General features: G+C 64.0%; 21 protein-coding genes. 13 read left to right on the top strand and 8 right to left on the bottom strand.

Annotation, left to right across the window (positions count from 1 at the left end):
* From U4Z31_RS33905 to U4Z31_RS33875, 7 genes are all read left to right on the top strand, one after another.
* The coding region (locus tag U4Z31_RS33905) for an electron transfer flavoprotein subunit alpha/FixB family protein (protein WP_321812669.1) at nucleotides 1-517 on the top strand (517 nt) is incomplete at its 5' end.
* Nucleotides 507-1382, top strand: a complete 876-nt coding sequence (locus U4Z31_RS33900) for a CoA ester lyase (protein ID WP_321812668.1) — start codon at nucleotides 507-509, stop codon at nucleotides 1380-1382. The genes U4Z31_RS33905 and U4Z31_RS33900, both read left to right, overlap by 11 nt.
* A 530-nt stretch (nucleotides 1383-1912) precedes the next feature.
* Nucleotides 1913-2197 (top strand): hypothetical protein, encoded by a 285-nt coding sequence (locus tag U4Z31_RS33895; RefSeq protein WP_124519976.1) that lies wholly within the window; start codon nucleotides 1913-1915, stop codon nucleotides 2195-2197.
* A gap of 46 nt (nucleotides 2198-2243) precedes the next feature.
* On the top strand, nucleotides 2244-2453 hold the full coding sequence (locus tag U4Z31_RS33890) for a hypothetical protein (protein WP_044846941.1): 210 nt from the start codon (nucleotides 2244-2246) through the stop codon (nucleotides 2451-2453).
* 31 nt (nucleotides 2454-2484) lie between these two features.
* Complete coding sequence (rpsU, locus tag U4Z31_RS33885) at nucleotides 2485-2697, top strand: 30S ribosomal protein S21 (RefSeq protein ID WP_124487370.1); 213 nt, start codon at nucleotides 2485-2487, stop codon at nucleotides 2695-2697.
* Nucleotides 2698-2824: 127 nt separating this feature from the next.
* Nucleotides 2825-3127, top strand: a complete 303-nt coding sequence (locus U4Z31_RS33880; protein WP_321812667.1) for a hypothetical protein — start codon at nucleotides 2825-2827, stop codon at nucleotides 3125-3127.
* A gap of 91 nt (nucleotides 3128-3218) precedes the next feature.
* A complete protein-coding gene (locus tag U4Z31_RS33875; RefSeq protein WP_044846938.1) occupies nucleotides 3219-3536 on the top strand; it encodes a hypothetical protein in 318 nt (105 codons plus the stop codon).
* Nucleotides 3537-3590: 54 nt separating this feature from the next.
* Here the strand turns inward: U4Z31_RS33875 and U4Z31_RS33870 are convergent, their stop codons facing one another.
* Nucleotides 3591-3806 carry a hypothetical protein gene (locus U4Z31_RS33870; RefSeq protein ID WP_044846937.1) on the bottom strand — a complete coding sequence of 72 codons (216 nt, stop codon included), beginning with the start codon at nucleotides 3804-3806 and terminating at the stop codon, nucleotides 3591-3593.
* Nucleotides 3807-3983: 177 nt separating this feature from the next.
* Here U4Z31_RS33870 and U4Z31_RS33865 point away from each other — a divergent pair, with 177 nt between their 5' ends.
* Together U4Z31_RS33865 and U4Z31_RS33860 are read left to right on the top strand one after the other, a co-directional pair.
* Nucleotides 3984-4295: a hypothetical protein gene (locus U4Z31_RS33865; RefSeq protein WP_321812666.1), complete on the top strand. Its 312-nt coding sequence runs from the start codon at nucleotides 3984-3986 to the stop codon at nucleotides 4293-4295.
* 549 nt (nucleotides 4296-4844) lie between these two features.
* A complete protein-coding gene (locus tag U4Z31_RS33860) occupies nucleotides 4845-5180 on the top strand; it encodes a hypothetical protein (RefSeq protein WP_124524358.1) in 336 nt (111 codons plus the stop codon).
* A 142-nt stretch (nucleotides 5181-5322) separates the two neighbouring features.
* Here the strand turns inward: U4Z31_RS33860 and U4Z31_RS33855 are convergent, their stop codons facing one another.
* Nucleotides 5323-6228, bottom strand: coding sequence for a LysR family transcriptional regulator (locus U4Z31_RS33855; RefSeq protein WP_124524357.1), 906 nt, complete (start codon nucleotides 6226-6228; stop codon nucleotides 5323-5325).
* Nucleotides 6229-6346: 118 nt separating this feature from the next.
* Here U4Z31_RS33855 and U4Z31_RS33850 point away from each other — a divergent pair, with 118 nt between their 5' ends.
* The 3 genes from U4Z31_RS33850 (at nucleotide 6347) to U4Z31_RS33840 (ending at nucleotide 9610) form a co-directional block, all read left to right on the top strand.
* Nucleotides 6347-6937, top strand: a complete 591-nt coding sequence (locus U4Z31_RS33850) for a flavodoxin family protein (protein ID WP_044846935.1) — start codon at nucleotides 6347-6349, stop codon at nucleotides 6935-6937.
* Between the two features lie 71 nt (nucleotides 6938-7008).
* Nucleotides 7009-8073 (top strand): aldo/keto reductase, encoded by a 1065-nt coding sequence (locus tag U4Z31_RS33845; RefSeq protein WP_321812665.1) that lies wholly within the window; start codon nucleotides 7009-7011, stop codon nucleotides 8071-8073.
* A 91-nt stretch (nucleotides 8074-8164) separates the two neighbouring features.
* Nucleotides 8165-9610 carry a DEAD/DEAH box helicase gene (locus tag U4Z31_RS33840; protein ID WP_321812664.1) on the top strand — a complete coding sequence of 482 codons (1446 nt, stop codon included), beginning with the start codon at nucleotides 8165-8167 and terminating at the stop codon, nucleotides 9608-9610.
* Between the two features lie 57 nt (nucleotides 9611-9667).
* Here the strand turns inward: U4Z31_RS33840 and U4Z31_RS33835 are convergent, their stop codons facing one another.
* Nucleotides 9668-10405: a hypothetical protein gene (locus U4Z31_RS33835; protein WP_321812671.1), complete on the bottom strand. Its 738-nt coding sequence runs from the start codon at nucleotides 10403-10405 to the stop codon at nucleotides 9668-9670.
* A 1324-nt stretch (nucleotides 10406-11729) separates the two neighbouring features.
* On the opposite strand from U4Z31_RS33835, the gene U4Z31_RS33830 reads away from it, so the two are divergent.
* Nucleotides 11730-12332 carry a hypothetical protein gene (locus U4Z31_RS33830; protein ID WP_124487363.1) on the top strand — a complete coding sequence of 201 codons (603 nt, stop codon included), beginning with the start codon at nucleotides 11730-11732 and terminating at the stop codon, nucleotides 12330-12332.
* A gap of 210 nt (nucleotides 12333-12542) precedes the next feature.
* On the opposite strand, the gene U4Z31_RS33825 is transcribed toward U4Z31_RS33830, so the two are convergent.
* Genes U4Z31_RS33825 through U4Z31_RS33805 form a run of 5 tightly spaced genes read right to left on the bottom strand, consistent with a single transcriptional unit; the run spans nucleotide 12543 to nucleotide 17142 of the window.
* Nucleotides 12543-12884 carry a cytochrome C oxidase subunit IV family protein gene (locus U4Z31_RS33825; protein ID WP_044846931.1) on the bottom strand — a complete coding sequence of 114 codons (342 nt, stop codon included), beginning with the start codon at nucleotides 12882-12884 and terminating at the stop codon, nucleotides 12543-12545.
* A gap of 8 nt (nucleotides 12885-12892) precedes the next feature.
* Nucleotides 12893-13600 carry a heme-copper oxidase subunit III family protein gene (locus U4Z31_RS33820; protein ID WP_124893849.1) on the bottom strand — a complete coding sequence of 236 codons (708 nt, stop codon included), beginning with the start codon at nucleotides 13598-13600 and terminating at the stop codon, nucleotides 12893-12895.
* Entirely contained in the window at nucleotides 13597-14211 is a 615-nt protein-coding gene (locus U4Z31_RS33815) for a cytochrome c oxidase subunit 3 (RefSeq protein ID WP_321812663.1), read from the bottom strand. The genes U4Z31_RS33820 and U4Z31_RS33815 overlap by 4 nt, the downstream gene beginning before the upstream one ends.
* Nucleotides 14208-15968: a cytochrome c oxidase subunit I gene (gene ctaD, locus U4Z31_RS33810; RefSeq protein WP_321812662.1), complete on the bottom strand. Its 1761-nt coding sequence runs from the start codon at nucleotides 15966-15968 to the stop codon at nucleotides 14208-14210. Before ctaD ends, U4Z31_RS33815 begins: the two co-directional genes overlap by 4 nt.
* Nucleotides 15969-15981: 13 nt before the next feature.
* Complete coding sequence (locus U4Z31_RS33805) at nucleotides 15982-17142, bottom strand: c-type cytochrome (RefSeq protein ID WP_321812661.1); 1161 nt, start codon at nucleotides 17140-17142, stop codon at nucleotides 15982-15984.
* Nucleotides 17143-17378: the final 236 nt, after the last annotated feature.

Here is a 17378-nt window from a genome sequence, read left to right as displayed (position 1 = left end):
CGACCCGATCAAGGTCATCACGGTGCGTGCGACGGGTTTCGATCCGGTGGCAGCGGAAGGCGGCAGCGCAGCGGTCGAGAAGATCGAAGCCGCGGCGGACGCCGGCAAGTCGCAGTTCGTGAGCCGTGAAGTGACGAAGCTGGACCGTCCGGAACTGACGTCGGCAAGCATCATCGTGTCGGGTGGCCGCGGCCTGGGCAGCGGCGAGAACTACACGAAGGTTCTCGAGCCGCTGGCCGACAAGCTGAGCGCCGCGCTCGGCGCATCGCGCGCAGCAGTCGACGCCGGCTACGTGCCGAACGACTACCAGGTCGGCCAGACCGGCAAGATCGTCGCACCGCAGCTGTACATCGCGGTCGGCATCTCGGGTGCGATCCAGCATCTGGCCGGCATGAAGGATTCGAAGGTGATCGTCGCGATCAACAAGGATCCGGAAGCGCCGATCTTCAGCGTGGCCGACTACGGCCTCGTCGGCGATCTGTTCGAACGGGTTCCGGAGGTGGTCGATGCCGTCTGATGCCGCGATGCGCGCCGGCGGTGGCCGCGTGGCGCAGGCCCAGTCGTATCTGTTCGTGCCGGGGAGCAAGCCGGAGCGCTTCGACAAGGCGCTCGCAAGCGGCGCCGATGCGATCATCATCGACCTCGAGGATGCCGTCGAGCCGGAGGCGAAAGTGGCGGCACGCGATGCGATAGCGGCGTGGGTTTCGCCCGAGCATCCGGTGCTCGTGCGGATCAACGCGCGGAACACGCGATGGTTCGAGGCCGATGCCGCGCTCGGCGCGTTGAAGGGCGTGGCCGGTATCGTGCTGCCGAAGGCCGAGCGTGCCGACGACATGTGCGCTGCCGTTGCGCTCGCGCGCCGGCGTGTGCCGGTCTATCCGTTGATCGAAAGCGCACACGGCATGTGGAACGCGCTCGATGTCGCGAAAGCGCCGTACGTCGAGCGGTTGATGTTCGGCACGCTCGATTTCATCGCGGACATGGGCATGTCGGACGATGGCGTTTCGCTCAATCACTTCCGCTCGCAACTCGTGCTGATCTCGCGGGTGGCCGGGATCGAATCGCCGGTCGACGGCGTGACGCCGGATATCGATGACGGCGAGCGTATCGCGCGCGATGCATTCAACGGCAAGCAGTTGGGATTCGGCGCGAAGCTGTGCATCCATCCGAAGCAGATCGGCTTCGTGCACCGATGCTTTCGACCGAGCGACGACGAAGCGCGCTGGGCGCGGCGCGTGCTCGATGCGATGCGCGATTCGAATGGCGGCGTGGTGACGGTCGACGGGAAGATGGTCGATCGGCCGGTGCTGTTGCGCGCCGAGCGGATCGCCGCGCTGGCTGCAGCCGTCAACGCCGGATCGAACGCCGCCGCCGGCGAATGATCGGCGGCGTGAGTCGGGGTGGCCACGGCTGTCCGCTATCGTCGGATCAATGAACGGGTGCGTGCATGCCTCGGCGGCTTGCATTAGGCGAAGTTGCTTCTGTATTCGGTCGACTGACGGAAGATGGTGGAGATGCAAAAGTTTGGTCGCCGGGAAGATGCTCGTCGACGACAGTGATCGGCGTGGTCTTCATCTGGTCGACTCGCCACGTCGAAAGTGTTTCGATGAACGAGGGCACGACGGCATGGGGTGAGCCGCGATCACGGCGCGACAACGCACTTCGTCATCTGCCTCGTCGCGGTCGAAATAAAATGGACACCCGATCGACGATGCGCGTATGATGGTTTCGTTCGAGCCTCCGTTTGCTGTTCGACCGCTCGCCCTCCACCTGCCACCGTGTTGCGTCGCGCATTGCCTCGCGCGCAACGTTTGTCCCTTTCACCACGACCCGTCGCGCCATGCATCAGGCGATGCTGGCTGCCTACGCTCGTCCTTGCGAGTCGCCGAGAAGCGATCGTCAGGAGTTCATGATGAGCATGCATATCTACCGTGGATTCGAGATCTATCCACTGATTTACCCGCACGTGCCTGCGCTGGATGGCTTGCCGCACAACTACGAGGCCGGCTTCGACGCAGCGGTCAAGATTTGTCTTCGCGGCACCACCGACACGCTGACGCAGAGCCAGACTTTCAGGCTCGTCGGCGACGGCCCGTTCGACACGGCCGGTGACGCACGGCGTGCGTCGCTGCGCTATGCCGAGCGCGTCATTGACGACGATCGCGAAAAGCTGGCCTTCTTTTCGGACGCCCTCTGACACGACTCGCATGGCAACGTGACTTGCCATCAATTTGGAGGGCGAAATGATCGTCGACGAGCTTCTCGATCTGGTCCAGCGGTGCAAGCTCACTCGGAGCGATGCTGTCCTGCCCGCTGGAATGACCCATTCTGCGCGGTGCCATCAACAAGAGCTGCAGATGTTCGCGGCGGTGCGCGCATTTTCGATCGGAGCCGGGTATTCGGAGTTCGAATCCGACGCGATAGCGAGCACCGTCATGACACGACTCGGCTAGTTTTAGTCGAACGTTTTCCAACAGGCATTACATGACAACCATCACACTGAAGATCAACGAACCCATCGATGTCGCGCTGCGGCGCTTCCGGCGCGGTATCGAGAAGACCGGGCTGATTCGCGAGTTGCGCAGTCGCACCAGCTACGAAAAGCCCACGACGGAGCGCAAACGGAAAAAGGCCAGTGCCGTTGCCCGGCAGCGCTTGCGGGCGAAGCGCATGTTGCCGCCCCGCAAGATGTACTAGAAGAACGGCGGGAACAGCGTGCCGGCCGAGGGGGGCATTACGGCGCCATCCCCATCCCCGGCGTGCGGCACGGCGGCCGGACGACGCAGGCAGCATGCCGGCCGGCCGCCGCGCAGCGGCAGGAAGAATGATCGGTACGCGCGTCGCGCCGTGCAGCAACCAGGATGAAAATCATGATCAGAAGGCGGCAAACATGAGCTGGTACTGCGACGCGGAACGCGAGTTGGCCCATATCAGACGATCGGTCGGGCTGCTCGAGCAAGCGCAACACGCCTTCATCAACCGATCGTCCGTGAACGATCCCGCGTACTGGAGAGTCAAGCTCGACAAGCTCCGCACACAATCCGAGCGAAGCAGGGTCCTCGCACTGCAGGTGGACGAGCTTTTGGTCCGCCTCGAACGCATTCAGGATTCGCGCTGCCGAAAATAGGAAGCTGCTCCTTCGTTCTCGTCTTGTTCCGGGTGCACGCGCATGGCAGGGAGCAGCCCACGGGAGTCGCATTCGAATTTCGGAGCAACACATGATTGACGCTAACCCAGGCAACACGTTTCGACACCTTCCGCTCTCGCCCGAGCAAGATGCGGAAATCCGACACTATATAAAGAAGAAGGCGCAAAAGGGCGAACCATGGGACACCCCCGAGTTGGCCATGATGCTCGCAGACATGCTTTCCCCGCCGCCTGGCGACGACGAGCAGCCAGAGACTACCGTTGAAGAAGTGAAGCTGGCCTGCGAATATGCATTGACTTCGATCGACGAAGCCATGGAACCCGTATCCGCAAGTGAAGAGCGACTCGCCGCGATGGAAGCCGAGGAAATGAAGCATCCCAGGCGGTAACGCAGCCACGATGCATGACGCTCGAGCCACAGCTGCGCCACCGCCTTCTTGCCTTCAGCCAAATTGAGCGGCCAGCCATCCCTGCGCCCATTGCGTCGCGTACGCAATCGCATCGTCGCGCGCATCGAAGCCGGCCAGATCGCCGCTGGAATGCACCTCTCTCTCACCTCCGTCCAGCAGCGTCGTGGTGATTCTCGCATGTGCGATGTACTCGCCATCGGCCCTGCGGGGCGTCGGATCGATCCGGAAGCGTGTCGTATTGAAGAGCATGGGCTCCTCCCTGTCTGGTTGTCGCGAGCGGGGCTGCCGTGCGGGGCCGCACGAGCAGAAGCGTCCGCCGTCGGGATGTGTCGCGATCCGGCCGGCTTCACCATCCGGCCGTGGCCGCGCACGCTTCGATCGGGTCGATAACTTCGTCTGCAATGCGAACCGTTGGACCTCGTCGCGATGAAAATGGAAGAAACAACTGTGCTCACGAGAATTGATCACCGTTCGGTACCCTGTTACCTGATCCTCCGCGGTGGCTGGTCGACCTGTGTGCTGAATGCGGACCGTGTCGTTCTGTGCCGTGAAGCCAGTCCGCTGTTGCGGGCCTTTGCGCGAACCCGCGGAGAATGGGCAAGTATCGACGGCGTCGCATGGAACACCTTCTCCGATGCTGAAGGCCTTTCTGCGATCGAGCGACGGGAGACGCGATGTTATGCGCTGGTCAAAGGAACGGAAACCGAACACCAGTTGCGATTGTTGATGACCCTCTGACGTCAAGGTGCGGGCGAGTCTCGTGCGGTCCGACGCACGGGAAAGCTGAAGTTCGGTGGCGTGTGCGGGATGGTCGTCGCGGTCTCAAGTATGCTCGTCGACAGTCGGGCAAATTCGCCTATAAACACCACGTTTCCAGTCGATTCATGGGCAATTCGTACTCCGTGAGTACCTTTGACTTTTGCGACTGCCATCCCCGCGGCATCGACTTGACCGGAGCGTGATTTCGCCGCGCTTCGTGCCAAATCGGCAACGTGTCGATGCTTTGACATTCAAGCGAAGTTCGGCGCATGGTAGCCAGCAAGCGACTTCGACTCATGGCGCTATCCATGACGACGATGCCGCGTGCCGCACAGCATCGTTGCAGCACATCGCGATATGCTGACGGGGTCGAAGGCTGGGCTCGCGCCGCGCCGAGGGCAGTCCGATTCGGCATGATGGGCGACGAAGTCAGCCTGCGATGCCGCAGGAACGCGAATTGCACGGTGGTGGGCGTAGCCGAATTCGCGGCCGCGGATTCAAGCTGAAGCTGCGTCACTGGAGAAGTCGGTGAGCACCGAGAGAGAGCTTTTTGAACAATGGTGGTTCCGCGACACGCCGGTGGAATATCGCGCCGACCTGGCCTATCGCGTTCGGGACCAAGGCGGCTATGTCACGGGAACACGCGCGGCGGCCGCGTGGGATGGATGGCAGGGGGCACGTCAGGGCCAGAACTGGATTCCGGCGGATCAGCACTGCCCGACGCGTCAAGATGCGGACTCGGCGTCTAATGTGCTGGCGTGGGATTCACGAGGATTTGCGGTCGTTGCTCGATTCGACGACGTCGCGCTGCTGCAGTCGGCGTACACGCACTGGATTCCTCTGCCGCCCGCCCCGAAGGATTAGCTGCGGCGTCACGACGCGAGGTCGCCGGTTACGGCGCAGCTTGCAGTCAAACCATGTCGGCGGCCCGACCAAATCGCATGAGCAGCCTCGTCGGTTTCCCGGCCGCGGGCCATGCCCCCCGAGCCGATCCGCCGCGCCGCTGTCAGTCGAAATAAGGCTCCAGCACCCGCTCGATCCAGTCCATGAACGCCCGAACGCGCGGCGACAGATTGCGCCGATGGGCCACGACGAGCCACGCGGCCAGCGGCTCCGGGCGCAGATCGGGCAGCACCTCCACCAGCGCGCCGCTTTCGATGTGAGTCGCGACCCCTGAATATCCGGCCTGGATCAAGCCGATGCCGGCCAGCCCGGCAGCGTGATAGGTCTGCACGCTGTTGACCTGCATCGCGCTCGGCAGCGGCAGCGACGCATAGCCGGTGCCGTCCGGGTACTCCCATCCCGGATGACGCGCGCCGAGTGTCAGCGTGTAGTGGACCATCCGGTGTCCCTGGCCGAGCAGATCGTCGAGCGTATGCGGTACGCCGTATCGCGCCAGGTAGCCGGGGCTCGCCGCATTGATCATGCGCAGCCGGCCCAGCGGCCGCGCGATCAGCGTGTCGTCGACGATCGGGCCCAGACGGATCACGCAATCGAAGCCTTCCTGGACGAGATCGACACGCCGATCGGTGCTCGACAGCTCCAGTTCCAGCTCCGGATGCGCGGCCATCAGTTGCGGGAGTGCGGGAACCACGACACTGCGGGCCAGTTCGGTCGGCATGTCGACGCGCAATCTTCCCCGCAGTCGCGTGCCGTTGCCGGAGAACATCGACTGCAATTCCTGGACTTCGGCCAGCAGGTCCCGTGCGCGCGAATAGAACGCGCGTCCGTCCTCGGTCAGCTGCACGCTCCGCGTCGTCCGATGCAACAGCGCAACGCCCACGTCGCGCTCGAGTCGACGGATCACCATCGAGACACGTCCTTTCTGGATGCCCAGGCTTTCGGCCGCCCGCGTGAAGCTCGTCATTTCGGCGACACGGGCAAAGATCAACAGCGCATCGAGGTTTTGCATTGTTCACTCGGTGAGTAACAGAACGTTCAATCGGCCGTCATTTATAACTCAATTGCGACTCAGTAGAGTGCTTTCCGATGTCGTCTCCCGACGACCACCTGAACGAAAGGGCGCAACCATGACACAACACATCGCACCGGTTAAGACGGCCGTCGTCTACCACTCCGGCTATGGGCATACCCAGCGTATGGCAACGGCTGTCGCCGAGGGCGCGGGCGCCGTCCTCGTCGCAATCGACGCCGACGGGAACATCGCACCGGACGCGTGGGACACGCTCGCGGGCGCCGACGCGATCCTGTTCGGCTCGCCGACCTACATGGGCGGCCCCAGCTGGCAGTTCAAGAAGTTCGCCGATGCATCGTCGAAGGCCTGGTTCGACGGCCGGTGGCGCAACAAGATCTTCGGCGGCTTCACCAATAGCGCGAGCGTCAACGGCGACAAGCTCAATACGCTCGAATACTTCGTGCTGCTCGCCGGGCAGCACGGCGGTGTCTGGGTGAGCATGGACATCAAGCCGGCGAACCTGAAGGCGTCGATGCGCGACGACCTGAATCGCATGGGCTCCTATCTCGCGCCGATGGCGCAGACGCCGGCCGACGCGTCGCCCGACGAGATGTCGCCCGGGGATCTCGAGACGGCACGCCGCTATGGCGCACGCGTCGCAACGATCGCCGGACAGTTTCGGGCAGGGCACGCGCGAATCAGCTGACATCCCGGCGTGCGGGGCTCGCCGGACCGGACGCCACCGCATTTCTTCCAGCCGACCATGAGGAAACGGCCATGAAATACAAGCAACTGGGCCGCACCGGCCTGTATGTCTCCGAGCTGTGTCTCGGCACGATGACGCTGGGCGGCAATGCCGATGCCGGCATGTGGGCGTCGATCGGCGCGGTCGGCCAGGACGACGCGACCCGGCTGGTTTCCCGCGCACTGGCCGAGGGCATCAACTTCATCGATACCGCCGACATCTACTCGTTCGGTCAGTCGGAACGCCTCGTCGGACAGGCGCTCCGGGACCTCGGCGTGCCGCGCGGCGAGATCGTGCTGGCGACGAAGACGGCGGGCGTGATGGGCCCGAAGCCCAACGATCAGGGGGCGTCGCGCGGCCACATCATGGATTCCGTGCAGCGAAGCCTGGAACGGCTCCAGGTCGACCACATCGACCTCTACCAGATACACGCGAACGACCCCGTCACGCCGATCGAAGAGACGCTGCGGGCGCTCGACGATCTGACGCGGCAGGGGCTGGTTCGCCATGTCGGCGTCTCGAACTGGCGCGCCGGAAAGATCGGCAAGGCGCTCGGGCTCAGCCAGGCGCTCCATGCGACGCGCTTCGAGACGCTGCAGGCCTACTATTCGATCGCCGGACGGGACGTCGAGCACGAACTGGTGCCGCTCGCGATCGACGAGCAGATGAGCCTGCTCGTCTGGTCGCCGCTCGCCGGGGGACTGCTTTCGGGGAAGTTCGGCCCCGGGGCGCCGGCCGAAGCAGGATCGCGGCGCAGCCATTTCGATTTTCCGCCGGTCGATCTCGAGCGGGCGTGGCCGTGCGTTGCCGCGATGCGCGCCATCGCCGACGCGCGAGGTGTGTCGGTCGCGCGGATCGCGCTCGCGTGGTTGCTCGCCAAGCCGCATGTCACGAGCGTCATCATCGGCGCCAAGCGGGTCGAACAGCTCGAAGACAATCTCGGCGCGGCCGAGGTCGCGCTGACCGGGGACGAACTCGCGCATCTTGATGCCGTCAGTGCGGTGCCTGCCGGCTATCCCAGCTGGATGATCGATCGCCAGGCGGCGGGCAGGCGGCCGCAGCCGTTCACGCGCGGCGCGTCGAAACAGGATCGGTGACGCCGCATCGCGCGGCGCGGCGTTCGGCCCGCGCGATGCGGTCGCAGCGGCGGTAACGGCTAGAATTGCGGTTTTAGCCCGGAACACGTCCATGTCTTTTGCCTCGCTTGGCCTGATCGATCCCTTGCTGCGTAATCTGCAGGACCTCAATTACCAGACACCGACGCCGGTGCAGGCCAAGGCGATTCCCGCGGTGCTCGGCGGCAAGGACGTCATGGCCGCGGCGCAGACCGGCACCGGCAAGACGGCGGGTTTCGCGCTGCCGCTGCTGCAGCGGCTGGTGCAACACGGGCCGGCGGTGTCCAGCAACCGTGCGCGTGTCCTGGTGCTGGTGCCCACGCGTGAGCTGGCCGAACAGGTGCTGCAGAGCTTCGTCGCGTACGGCAAGGGCCTCGACCTGCGGTTCCTGGCCGCCTACGGCGGTGTGAGCATCAACCCGCAGATGATGAAGCTGCGCAAGGGCGTGGATGTGCTCGTTGCCACGCCGGGCCGTCTGCTGGACCTCAACCGGCAGAACGCGGTGCAGTTCGACCAGGTGCAGGCGCTGGTGCTGGACGAAGCCGACCGGATGCTCGACCTGGGTTTTGCGCGCGAACTCAACGCCGTCTTTGCCGCATTGCCCGCCCGGCGCCAGACGCTGCTGTTCTCCGCCACGTTTACCGACGATATTCGCGCGATGGCGGCGACCATTCTGCGCAGCCCGGTCGATATCAGCGTCAGCCCGCCCAACGTCACGGCCAGCAAGATCAAGCAGTGGGTGGTGCCGGTGGACAAGCGCAACAAGCCCGACCTCTTCATGCACCTGGTGGCCGAGAACAACTGGGACCACGCGCTGGTGTTCGTCAAGACCCGCAACGGCGTGGACTACCTGGCGGCGATGCTCGATGAAGCGGGCTATGCGGTCGACACCATCCACGGCGACAAGCCGCAGCCCGCGCGCCTGCGTGCGCTGGAGCGCTTCAAGACGCGCGAAGTGCAGATGCTGGTCGCGACCGATGTGGCGGCGCGCGGGCTGGATATCGACGACCTGCCGCTGGTGATCAACGTGGATCTGCCGATCGTCGCGCAAGACTATGTGCACCGTATCGGCCGTACCGGCCGCGCGGGCGCCCGCGGCGTGGCGGTGTCGCTGGTGTGCGCCGATGAAGCGCCGCAGCTGGCCGCGATCGAAGCGCTGATCCGGCAGACGCTACGCCGTGAAGAGGAGCCGGGTTTCGAAGCCGAACACCGCGTGCCGGAAACCAGCGCGACGGGGCAGATCATCAAGAAGCCCAAAAAGCCGAAGAAGCCCAAGGTGCCGCAAGGTGGGGCGGGTGCCATGCCGGCGGCCGGCAAGAAGCCGAAGCCGCAAGGTGGGGACGGCAAGCGCAAGGCCGAGGGGCAGCGTGCCGGCGCCGCGGGTAAGGCGGCAAGCGTGTTGAGCGGCAGTCCGTTCAGCGTGCAAAAGCCTCGCGGCAAACCCGCCGGCAAGGCGGCTGCGGGTTCACGCAATCCGGCCGGGAAACCCGCCGGTGGTCGCGGCAAACGTCAACCCTGATCGACGGGGATGACGCGTGCCGGCCGCCGCCGCTCGGCCGGATCTTCCCGGTCTTCGTCACGCGTTCTGCAATCGTCGACGTTCAAGGCGGTTGCGCAACAGGCCCGCGATCAACGCGCCGATGATCAGGCACACGTAGAGGGTGACGAGATAGTGACGCCACGCGTCAAGGGCGAGCTGGTGTGAAACCAGTTTCGGATCGGGGGGCAGATACAGCGAGCCCTTCGCCTCGACGATGCGCATCATATGAACAAAGCCGCCTGCGGAGAGCAACGGCAACAGGGCGACGAATGCCAGCAGCGCGGGTTTGACGCGGCACGCCCACGGCTGGTGGCGCAACCGGAACCACAGTCCGAGACATCCGTGTATCCAGCCGGGCGCGAGCAGGGCCAGCTGCAGGCCCTGCGTGCCGCTGGTGAGCAGCACGGTGACGACGCGCTCGTAGTCCGGCTCGAAGCCGTAGAGCGAGGACGCGAGCCGGGTTGTCACCGCGTGGCGGATCAGCAGCAGCGGCAGGCTGAGGCCTGCCCAGAGGCGGAGCCATTCGGCGGGCGGCAGGGTCCAGTGGCGGCGCCCGTATATCGTGTGCAACGCCAGCGCAAAATGAAGCGACGCCGCACCGTACAGCACGAACGTCCCCGGTGCGCTGCGCCAGAGCCGCAACGCCAGCACGAGACCGCGTCCGGCAAGTTCGAGTGACCAGATTCCGAGTGCGTGATTGATCAGGTGCAGAAAGAGATAGGTCAGCAGCACCACGCCCGATCCGAGCTGGAAACCGCGCAGCACGGATTGCATCCGGACTTTCGATTCACGGTGCGGTGCGCGCACCGCGGGCGATTCCTGTTTGGTATCCGTTGCATGGGCCGTGTCGATGATGTCCATAGGGGTCACCCGGTTCGTGTTTCCTGCAATACCGTGAGCACACGACGGTTATTCCCGGATTCAACGGGGACTGCCGGGGAAAGGCAATCCGAGGGGCGACCGCGCTCGACGCGCACGAGCACGTTGCAGCGGCGTTTGGTGAACGCTCAAACCGACGCATGAGCGGCGCTTTGCGAATGAGGCGCGACTTCCTCAGCCGCCATCGACGACGAATCTCGACCCGGCGGGATTTCTCGGCCTTGATCGAAAGTTATTTGCAAGGCATGGTTTTGATTTCGGGTAATCAGGGTATTTTTGATTTTTGACGTCCGCGATTTTTACCTCCTGCCAGTCGTCAAAAATATTCTTTCGGCCGATCGCGCGATCTGCTTCGATTTATTGCGGAACCATACCCTAAAAAATTCGGGCCATCCGATTTTGGTTATGTCGACCCGGTCGGTGTCTCCGCCGTCACTGCCGGTTTGACGCTCAGCCCCGCCAGACGGCGTAATGCGAAGGAAGAGACGGGAGATCTCTCGGAAAATTGCGCAGATTTTCAGGAAGTGATCGGTGCATCAACGCCCGATGCCGTTGGCGTTTCGTCTGAGAAAATCAATGCTCGACAATATCCCGAATGACCGAGAATTTACCTATTCAACATATGAAAGTTTCGCAATATGCACTGCGAACTGCGACCCCTTTACTATTTACCGCTCAAATGTAAAAAGACGTGACCCGTCAATCAGTGCCTGAATCCAGGTCAGAACAATTCCGCATACTCCGTATCAGCAGAAATTGCGCCCGGTCCGACCCTTCCCTCGGCGCATTCAGCGCTCGTTACGTCCTTTGCATTTCGTAACAACTCGGGTTGATTCGTCAGGGCTCGCTGTTTTAAATTTTGCCCGTCGCCCAGCAGCATCCGGCAGTCGGGCGACCTTTCAATCTGCAAGTCACGCATGCCGGATACCCGGATGGCCAGCCATCCGACACTACAAGTCTGCACGCCGTGCGGGCTTGATCAAGTGGTCGAACTCGCGATGGGTGTCGGTTCGACTGCATTCAGCCCGTTGCGACCAGACGCACCGGAATGGGCTCACCACGTTGTTCATGTCATGCCGAACTGGAGCCAGCTTGATAGCGGAATCCATGATCGAATTTTGATGTTTGCGTCGCAATCCTAAATGTGTATCGACGGAATTCGCCCAGATTCACGACGGTACAACTTAACTTTGCGCACCGCGCCGATAAAGGACAGAAAATGGAATTCGTACGAATGGGAATCGTCTATGTTCATCTCATTGCCTGCTGTGTCGCGATTGGTCTCGTGCTGACCAGCGACATTGCGATGGTCAGGCAACTGCTGGATACCGACGCGCCTACCGATCCTGCCCAGGTTCATCTGGCCAGCCTGCAGCGCACCGTCACGTTGGCGCTGACGATTCTCTGGATCACCGGCATCGCGATCATTGCGTTCGACATGCGGACCCAGGGTCTCCGGTATCTCGGCAATCCCAAGCTGCAGGCCAAGATCGGCATCGTCGCGTTGCTGACCTTCAACGGTATCGCGCTGCACTCCGCGGTCCTGCCGGCATTGCGGAAAGCGGGCTCCTTGCTGAAGCTTTCGTTCGAACGGCGCATGGTTGCCATTTTCGCGGGCGTGATTTCCGCCGTCTCGTGGTTCTATGCGGCAATGCTTGGCGTCGGGCGCCCGTTGAGCTGGAAGTATTCCCTGGTCCAGATCCTGGCCGCTTACCCGGCACTGATCGCCGGTGGCATCGCGACCATGTTGTTCATCACGGCAGTGGCGAAATCCAGGACGTCCGTGGAACGACGCAATACCGAAAAGGTGGCGGCCTACTGATCGCCGCCCTCCGGGAGGATGCGCGCTGCTCGCGGCAGTGCGCATCCTCTCGTCACACATGCCTGCGTGCCGGCCAGCGTCCAATTCCAAACGTTCGGCTGCACGCGAGCACGCGCCAGGCGCGCGTTGTCCCCATCCCCCTCCTCGAGCCAAGCCGGATCGTACGTGATCCGAAGCGTTCTTCGCCGGAAGAACGAACCGGCGACGGGATCAATGAAAGAAGAGCGCCCGCATGCCGAACGTGTGATGCGCTTCGGCCGCCATCAGCACCATGAGCACCAGCAGGCACAGCGGCGGTATCAGGATCGCGTACACCAGCGCCAGACGCTCCCACATCATGTGCATGAAGATCGACACGATCAGTCCGGCCTTGGCGATCATGAGCACGACGATCAGCACCCAGCGCACCACGCCTTGCACCTTGAAGTAGTCGACCAGGTACGACAACGTGCTCAGGACGAACAGCAGGCCCCAGATTTTCAGGTAGATGCCGATCGGGTGCTGCTGGCCGTGCGCGGCGTCGGGTCGATCGGCGGGATCGGTGTGGTCCATGGCCTGCCTCACCACAAATAGAACAGCGCGAAGATGAACACCCACACCAGGTCGACGAAGTGCCAGTACAGGCCGGCGATCTCGACGATCTGGAAGTTGCCGTGCTCGGTGAACCCCGGCTGCAGGATCTTGCGTGCGATCAGCAGCAGGTAGATCACGCCGCAGGTCACGTGAAAACCGTGGAACCCGGTGATCATGAAGAAGCATGCGCCGAACTGCGTGGCGCCCAGCGGGTTGCCCCACGGGCGGATGCCTTCATGGACGATCAGCTTGGTCCATTCGAAGGCCTGCATCGACACGAAGGTCACGCCGAGCAGCGCGGTCGCCAGCAACAACGCGGCGGCGCGCCGGGCATTGCGCCGATAGCCGAAATTCACGGCCATCGCCATGGTGCCGCTGCTGGTGATCAGCGTGAACGTCATGATCGCGATCAGCAGCAAGGGCACCTCGACGCCGGCCACGGTGAGCCCGAACACCTTGGACGGGTCGGGCCACGGCGCCGTGGTCGACATGCGCACCGACATGTAGCCGATCAGGAAGCTGCTGAACACGAAGGTGTCCGACAGCAGGAAGATCCACATCATCGCCTTGCCCCACGGCACCTTGAAGGCTTCGCGGTCGGCCGACCAGTCCGTGACGATGCCGCGCCAGCCGTCGGGCCCGGCGTCGGCGGGCGGGGTGGCGGCGGATTCGGGCGGGAGCGGGGGCGAGGTCATGGCGCGGCTCCATACAGCGGTCCGCAAATGGCGGCGACAACCGTGGGGGTGAGCCACCACATTGCCGCCAGCAGCACGAGCCAGACCGCCAGCAGGAAATGCCAGTAGAGCGCGCACAGCGAAATGGCGCGCTGAGCGCGGAACGGATCCGCACGCCGGCGCTGCGCGATCGTCACGGCCCAGGCCGCCAGCCCGCCCATCACGTGCAGTCCGTGCAGGCCGGTGAGCAGGTAGAGGAAGCTGTTGGAAGGATTGGCGACGACGGTTTGCCCGGCCGCCGACAGCATGCGCCAGGCGATCAGTTGCCCGATTACGAACACGGCGGCCAGCACGCCGCCGCCCACCAGCCACGCCACGCGATGCCCGGTCAGCTGCCGGGCACGCTGCATGGCGACGCTGGCCAGCGCGAGCGCGCCGGTGTTCCACCACAGCAACGCCGGATGCGGGATCGGCTGCCAGTCGGGCTCGCGCATGCGCATGCCGTAGGCGAGCAGCAGCAATGAAAACAAGGCCGTCGCCACGGCCATGAACACGATCAGGCCGACGCGGCTCGCATTCGGCAGGACGGGCGGCGGCGTGTCGGGAACGAAGGGGCGCGGCAACGTGGTCATTTGCGTGCCTCGCCGGGTTGAACCGTCGGGCGGGCCGGTTCCGGCTCCGGCGCGGTTGCAGGCGGCTGGTTTTGCGGGACGAAGTCTTCCGCTTGTCCCGGCGGGCTGTATTCGTACGCCCAACGGTAGACGACCGGCAGCGCGGCGCCCCAGTTGCCGTGCACCGGCGGCGTTTGCGGCGTCTGCCATTCCAGCGTGGTGGCCCGCCACGGATTGCCGTCGGCACGCTTGCCGCGTACGAGGCTCCACGCCAGGTTGTACAGGAACAGCAACTGTCCGACCCCCACGATCAGCGCGGCGACGGTGATGAACGTGTTGAGCGTCTGCGCCGAATGCGGAATGAAGCTGTAGCCCTCGTACGCGTAATACCGCCGCGGCATGCCGAGGATGCCGAGATAGTGCATCGGGAAGTAGATCGCGTACGTGCCGAGGAAGGTGATCCAGAAGTGCGCGCGCCCGAGCCTGTCGTCGAGCATGCGGCCCGTCACCTTCGGATACCAGTGGTAGAGGCCGCCGAACACCACCAGGATCGGCGACACGGCCATCACCATATGGAAGTGCGCGACCACGAAGTACGTGTTCGACAGCGGAATGTCCACGCTCACGTTGCCGAGGTAGAGCCCGGTCAGCCCGCCCAGCACGAAGGTGCTGATGAAGCCGATGGCAAACAGCATCGGCACGGTCAGGTGGATATCGCCGCGCCACAGCGTCAGCACCCAGTTGTAGACCTTGAGGGCGGTCGGGATGGCGATGATGAGCGTGGTGGTGGCAAAGAAGAAACCGAAGTACGGATCCATGCCGGCGACGAACATGTGGTGCGCCCACACCACGAAGCTCAGTGCGCCGATGACGACGATGGCCCACACCATCATCCGGTAGCCGAAGATGCTCTTGCGCGCGTGGGTGCTGATGAGGTCCGACGCGATGCCGAAGGCCGGCAGTGCGACGATGTAGACCTCCGGATGCCCGAAGAACCAGAACAGGTGCTGGAACAGCAGCGGGCTGCCGCCGGCGTGCTTGAGCGACTGCCCCATCGACACTACGGCCGGTATGAAGAAACTGGTGCCGAGCGTCCGGTCGAGCAGCATCATCACGGCCGACACGAACAGCGCCGGAAACGCCAGCAGCGCCATGATGGTCGCGATGAAGATGCCCCACACCGTGAGCGGCATGCGCATCAGCGTCATGCCGCGCGTGCGCGCCTGCAGCGTCGTGGTGACGTAGTTCAGGCCGCCCATGGTTGCGGCGACGATGAAGATCGCCAGCGACACGAGCATCAGCACGATGCCCCATTCGACGCCCGGCGTGCCGGGCAGGATCGCCTGGGGCGGATACAGCGTCCAGCCCGCGCCGGTCGGCCCGCCCGGCACGAAGAAGCTCGCCACCAGCACCAGCACGGCCAGCAGGTAGACCCAGTAGCTCAGCATGTTGAGAAACGGGAATACCATGTCGCGCGCGCCCAGCATCAGCGGGATCAGGTAGTTGCCGAAGCCGCCCAGGAACAGCGCGGTCAGCAGGTAGATCACCATGATCATCCCGTGCATGGTGACGAACTGGTAGTAGTGGTTGGCGTCGATGAAGCTGAACTTGCCGGGAAAGCCGAGCTGCAACCGCATCAGGTCCGACAGGACGAGGCCGACCAGGCCGATGGCGATGGCCGTCAGCGCATACTGCACGGCGATGACCTTGTGGTCCTGGCTCCAGACATAGCGCGTCCAGAAGCTTTTCGGGGTGTGGTCGAGGTGCGCGTAGGGCATTGCGTCTGCTCCGCTAGGGCTGGCGGTTGGCCGTGCTGCTGGCAGTGGCAGCCGGGCCGCCTTGCGATTCGATGTAGGTCACCAGCGCGGTCAGCTCCTGATCGCTCAGGTCGAAATGCGGCATGATGGGTGAATAGCCCTTCACGACGCGGGCCGCCGGATCGCGGATGAAGGCGCGCAGATAGGCGTCGTCCACCTTCGCGGTGCTGCCGTCAGCCATCGTTTCGGTCTTGCCGTACAGGCCCTTCCAGGTGGGGCCCACGCGCGGGCTGCCGTCCACGGTATGGCACGCGAAACAGCCCTTGGCCGCGGCGAGCGCCTTGCCCTGGTCGGCAAGCGCCTGCGCGCTGCCGCCTGGCGTTGCCGCCGCGGCCTGAACCTTGGCCTGCTGCCGCTGCGCGAAGGTGGTCTGCTGCGCGAGCCAGCGCGAGAACGCTGCATCGTCTTCCACCACCACCACGCCGCGCATGCCCGCGTGCCCGACACCGCAAAGCTGCGCGCACAGGATGTCGTAACGGCCTGCCCTGGTCGGCGTGAACCAGAAGGTCGTCACCATGCCGGGCACCATGTTCATGCGCGCACGAAACGGCGGGACATAGAAGTCGTGCAGCACGTCTAGCGACCGTGTCAGGACCTGGATCGGCCGGTTCAGCGGCAGATGGACCTCGGGCGTCTCGATCAGGTAGTTGTCGCGGCCGTTGGGGTCGGCGGGGTTCAGGCCGAACGGATTGTCGCTGCCGATATAGCGCACATCCGTCGTGCCCAGCTTGCCGCCGGGGCCGGCGAAGCGGAAGCGCCATTGCCATTGCCGGCCGAGCACCTCCATCTGCAGCACGTTGCGCGGCGGCCGGATGTAGTCCGCATAGACGAACAGACCGGGTGCCAGCAACGCCGCCACGCCAACGGCGGTCAGGCCGATCAGCCACCATTCGAGCCGCCTGTTGTGCGGCTCGTAGGCCGCGCGATGCCCGCCGCGGTGGCGGTAGCGCATCAGCGCGATCGCGATGAACAGGTTGATGGCGATGAAGAACGCGCCGGTGATGACGAGCGTGATCGTCAGCATGTCGTCCATGCGCACCCAGTTCGACGCGATCGGCGTGATCCACCAGGGACTGGCAAAGTGAAACCCCACCGCCAACGCGATGATCACGATCAGGGCAATCGCAAGCACCATGGGCCGCCTCGCCGCGCGTCACTCGCCGGAGCCGCCAACCGGCGCTCCGGGCATCGTCGTGCCGCCTTGCCGAATTTCGTACGATTGTTTGCCGGCAATCCACCAGGACCGATTCGCCAGGCGGCGTCGGCGGCTCTAAAGAAAAAGGTAGTCTGCTGCCTTGCATCGTGCAAGGCAGCGCAAGAGGAAGGAGGGAAGCACCCCATACCCGCGTCGCACCACGGACGGCACCACCG

The sequence above is a fragment of the Burkholderia sp. BCC1985 genome (genome assembly GCF_905339915.1).
GTDB lineage: Bacteria > Pseudomonadota > Gammaproteobacteria > Burkholderiales > Burkholderiaceae > Burkholderia.
Note: the sequence above shows the minus strand (reverse complement) of the source record. Positions and strands in the feature narration are given on the sequence as shown.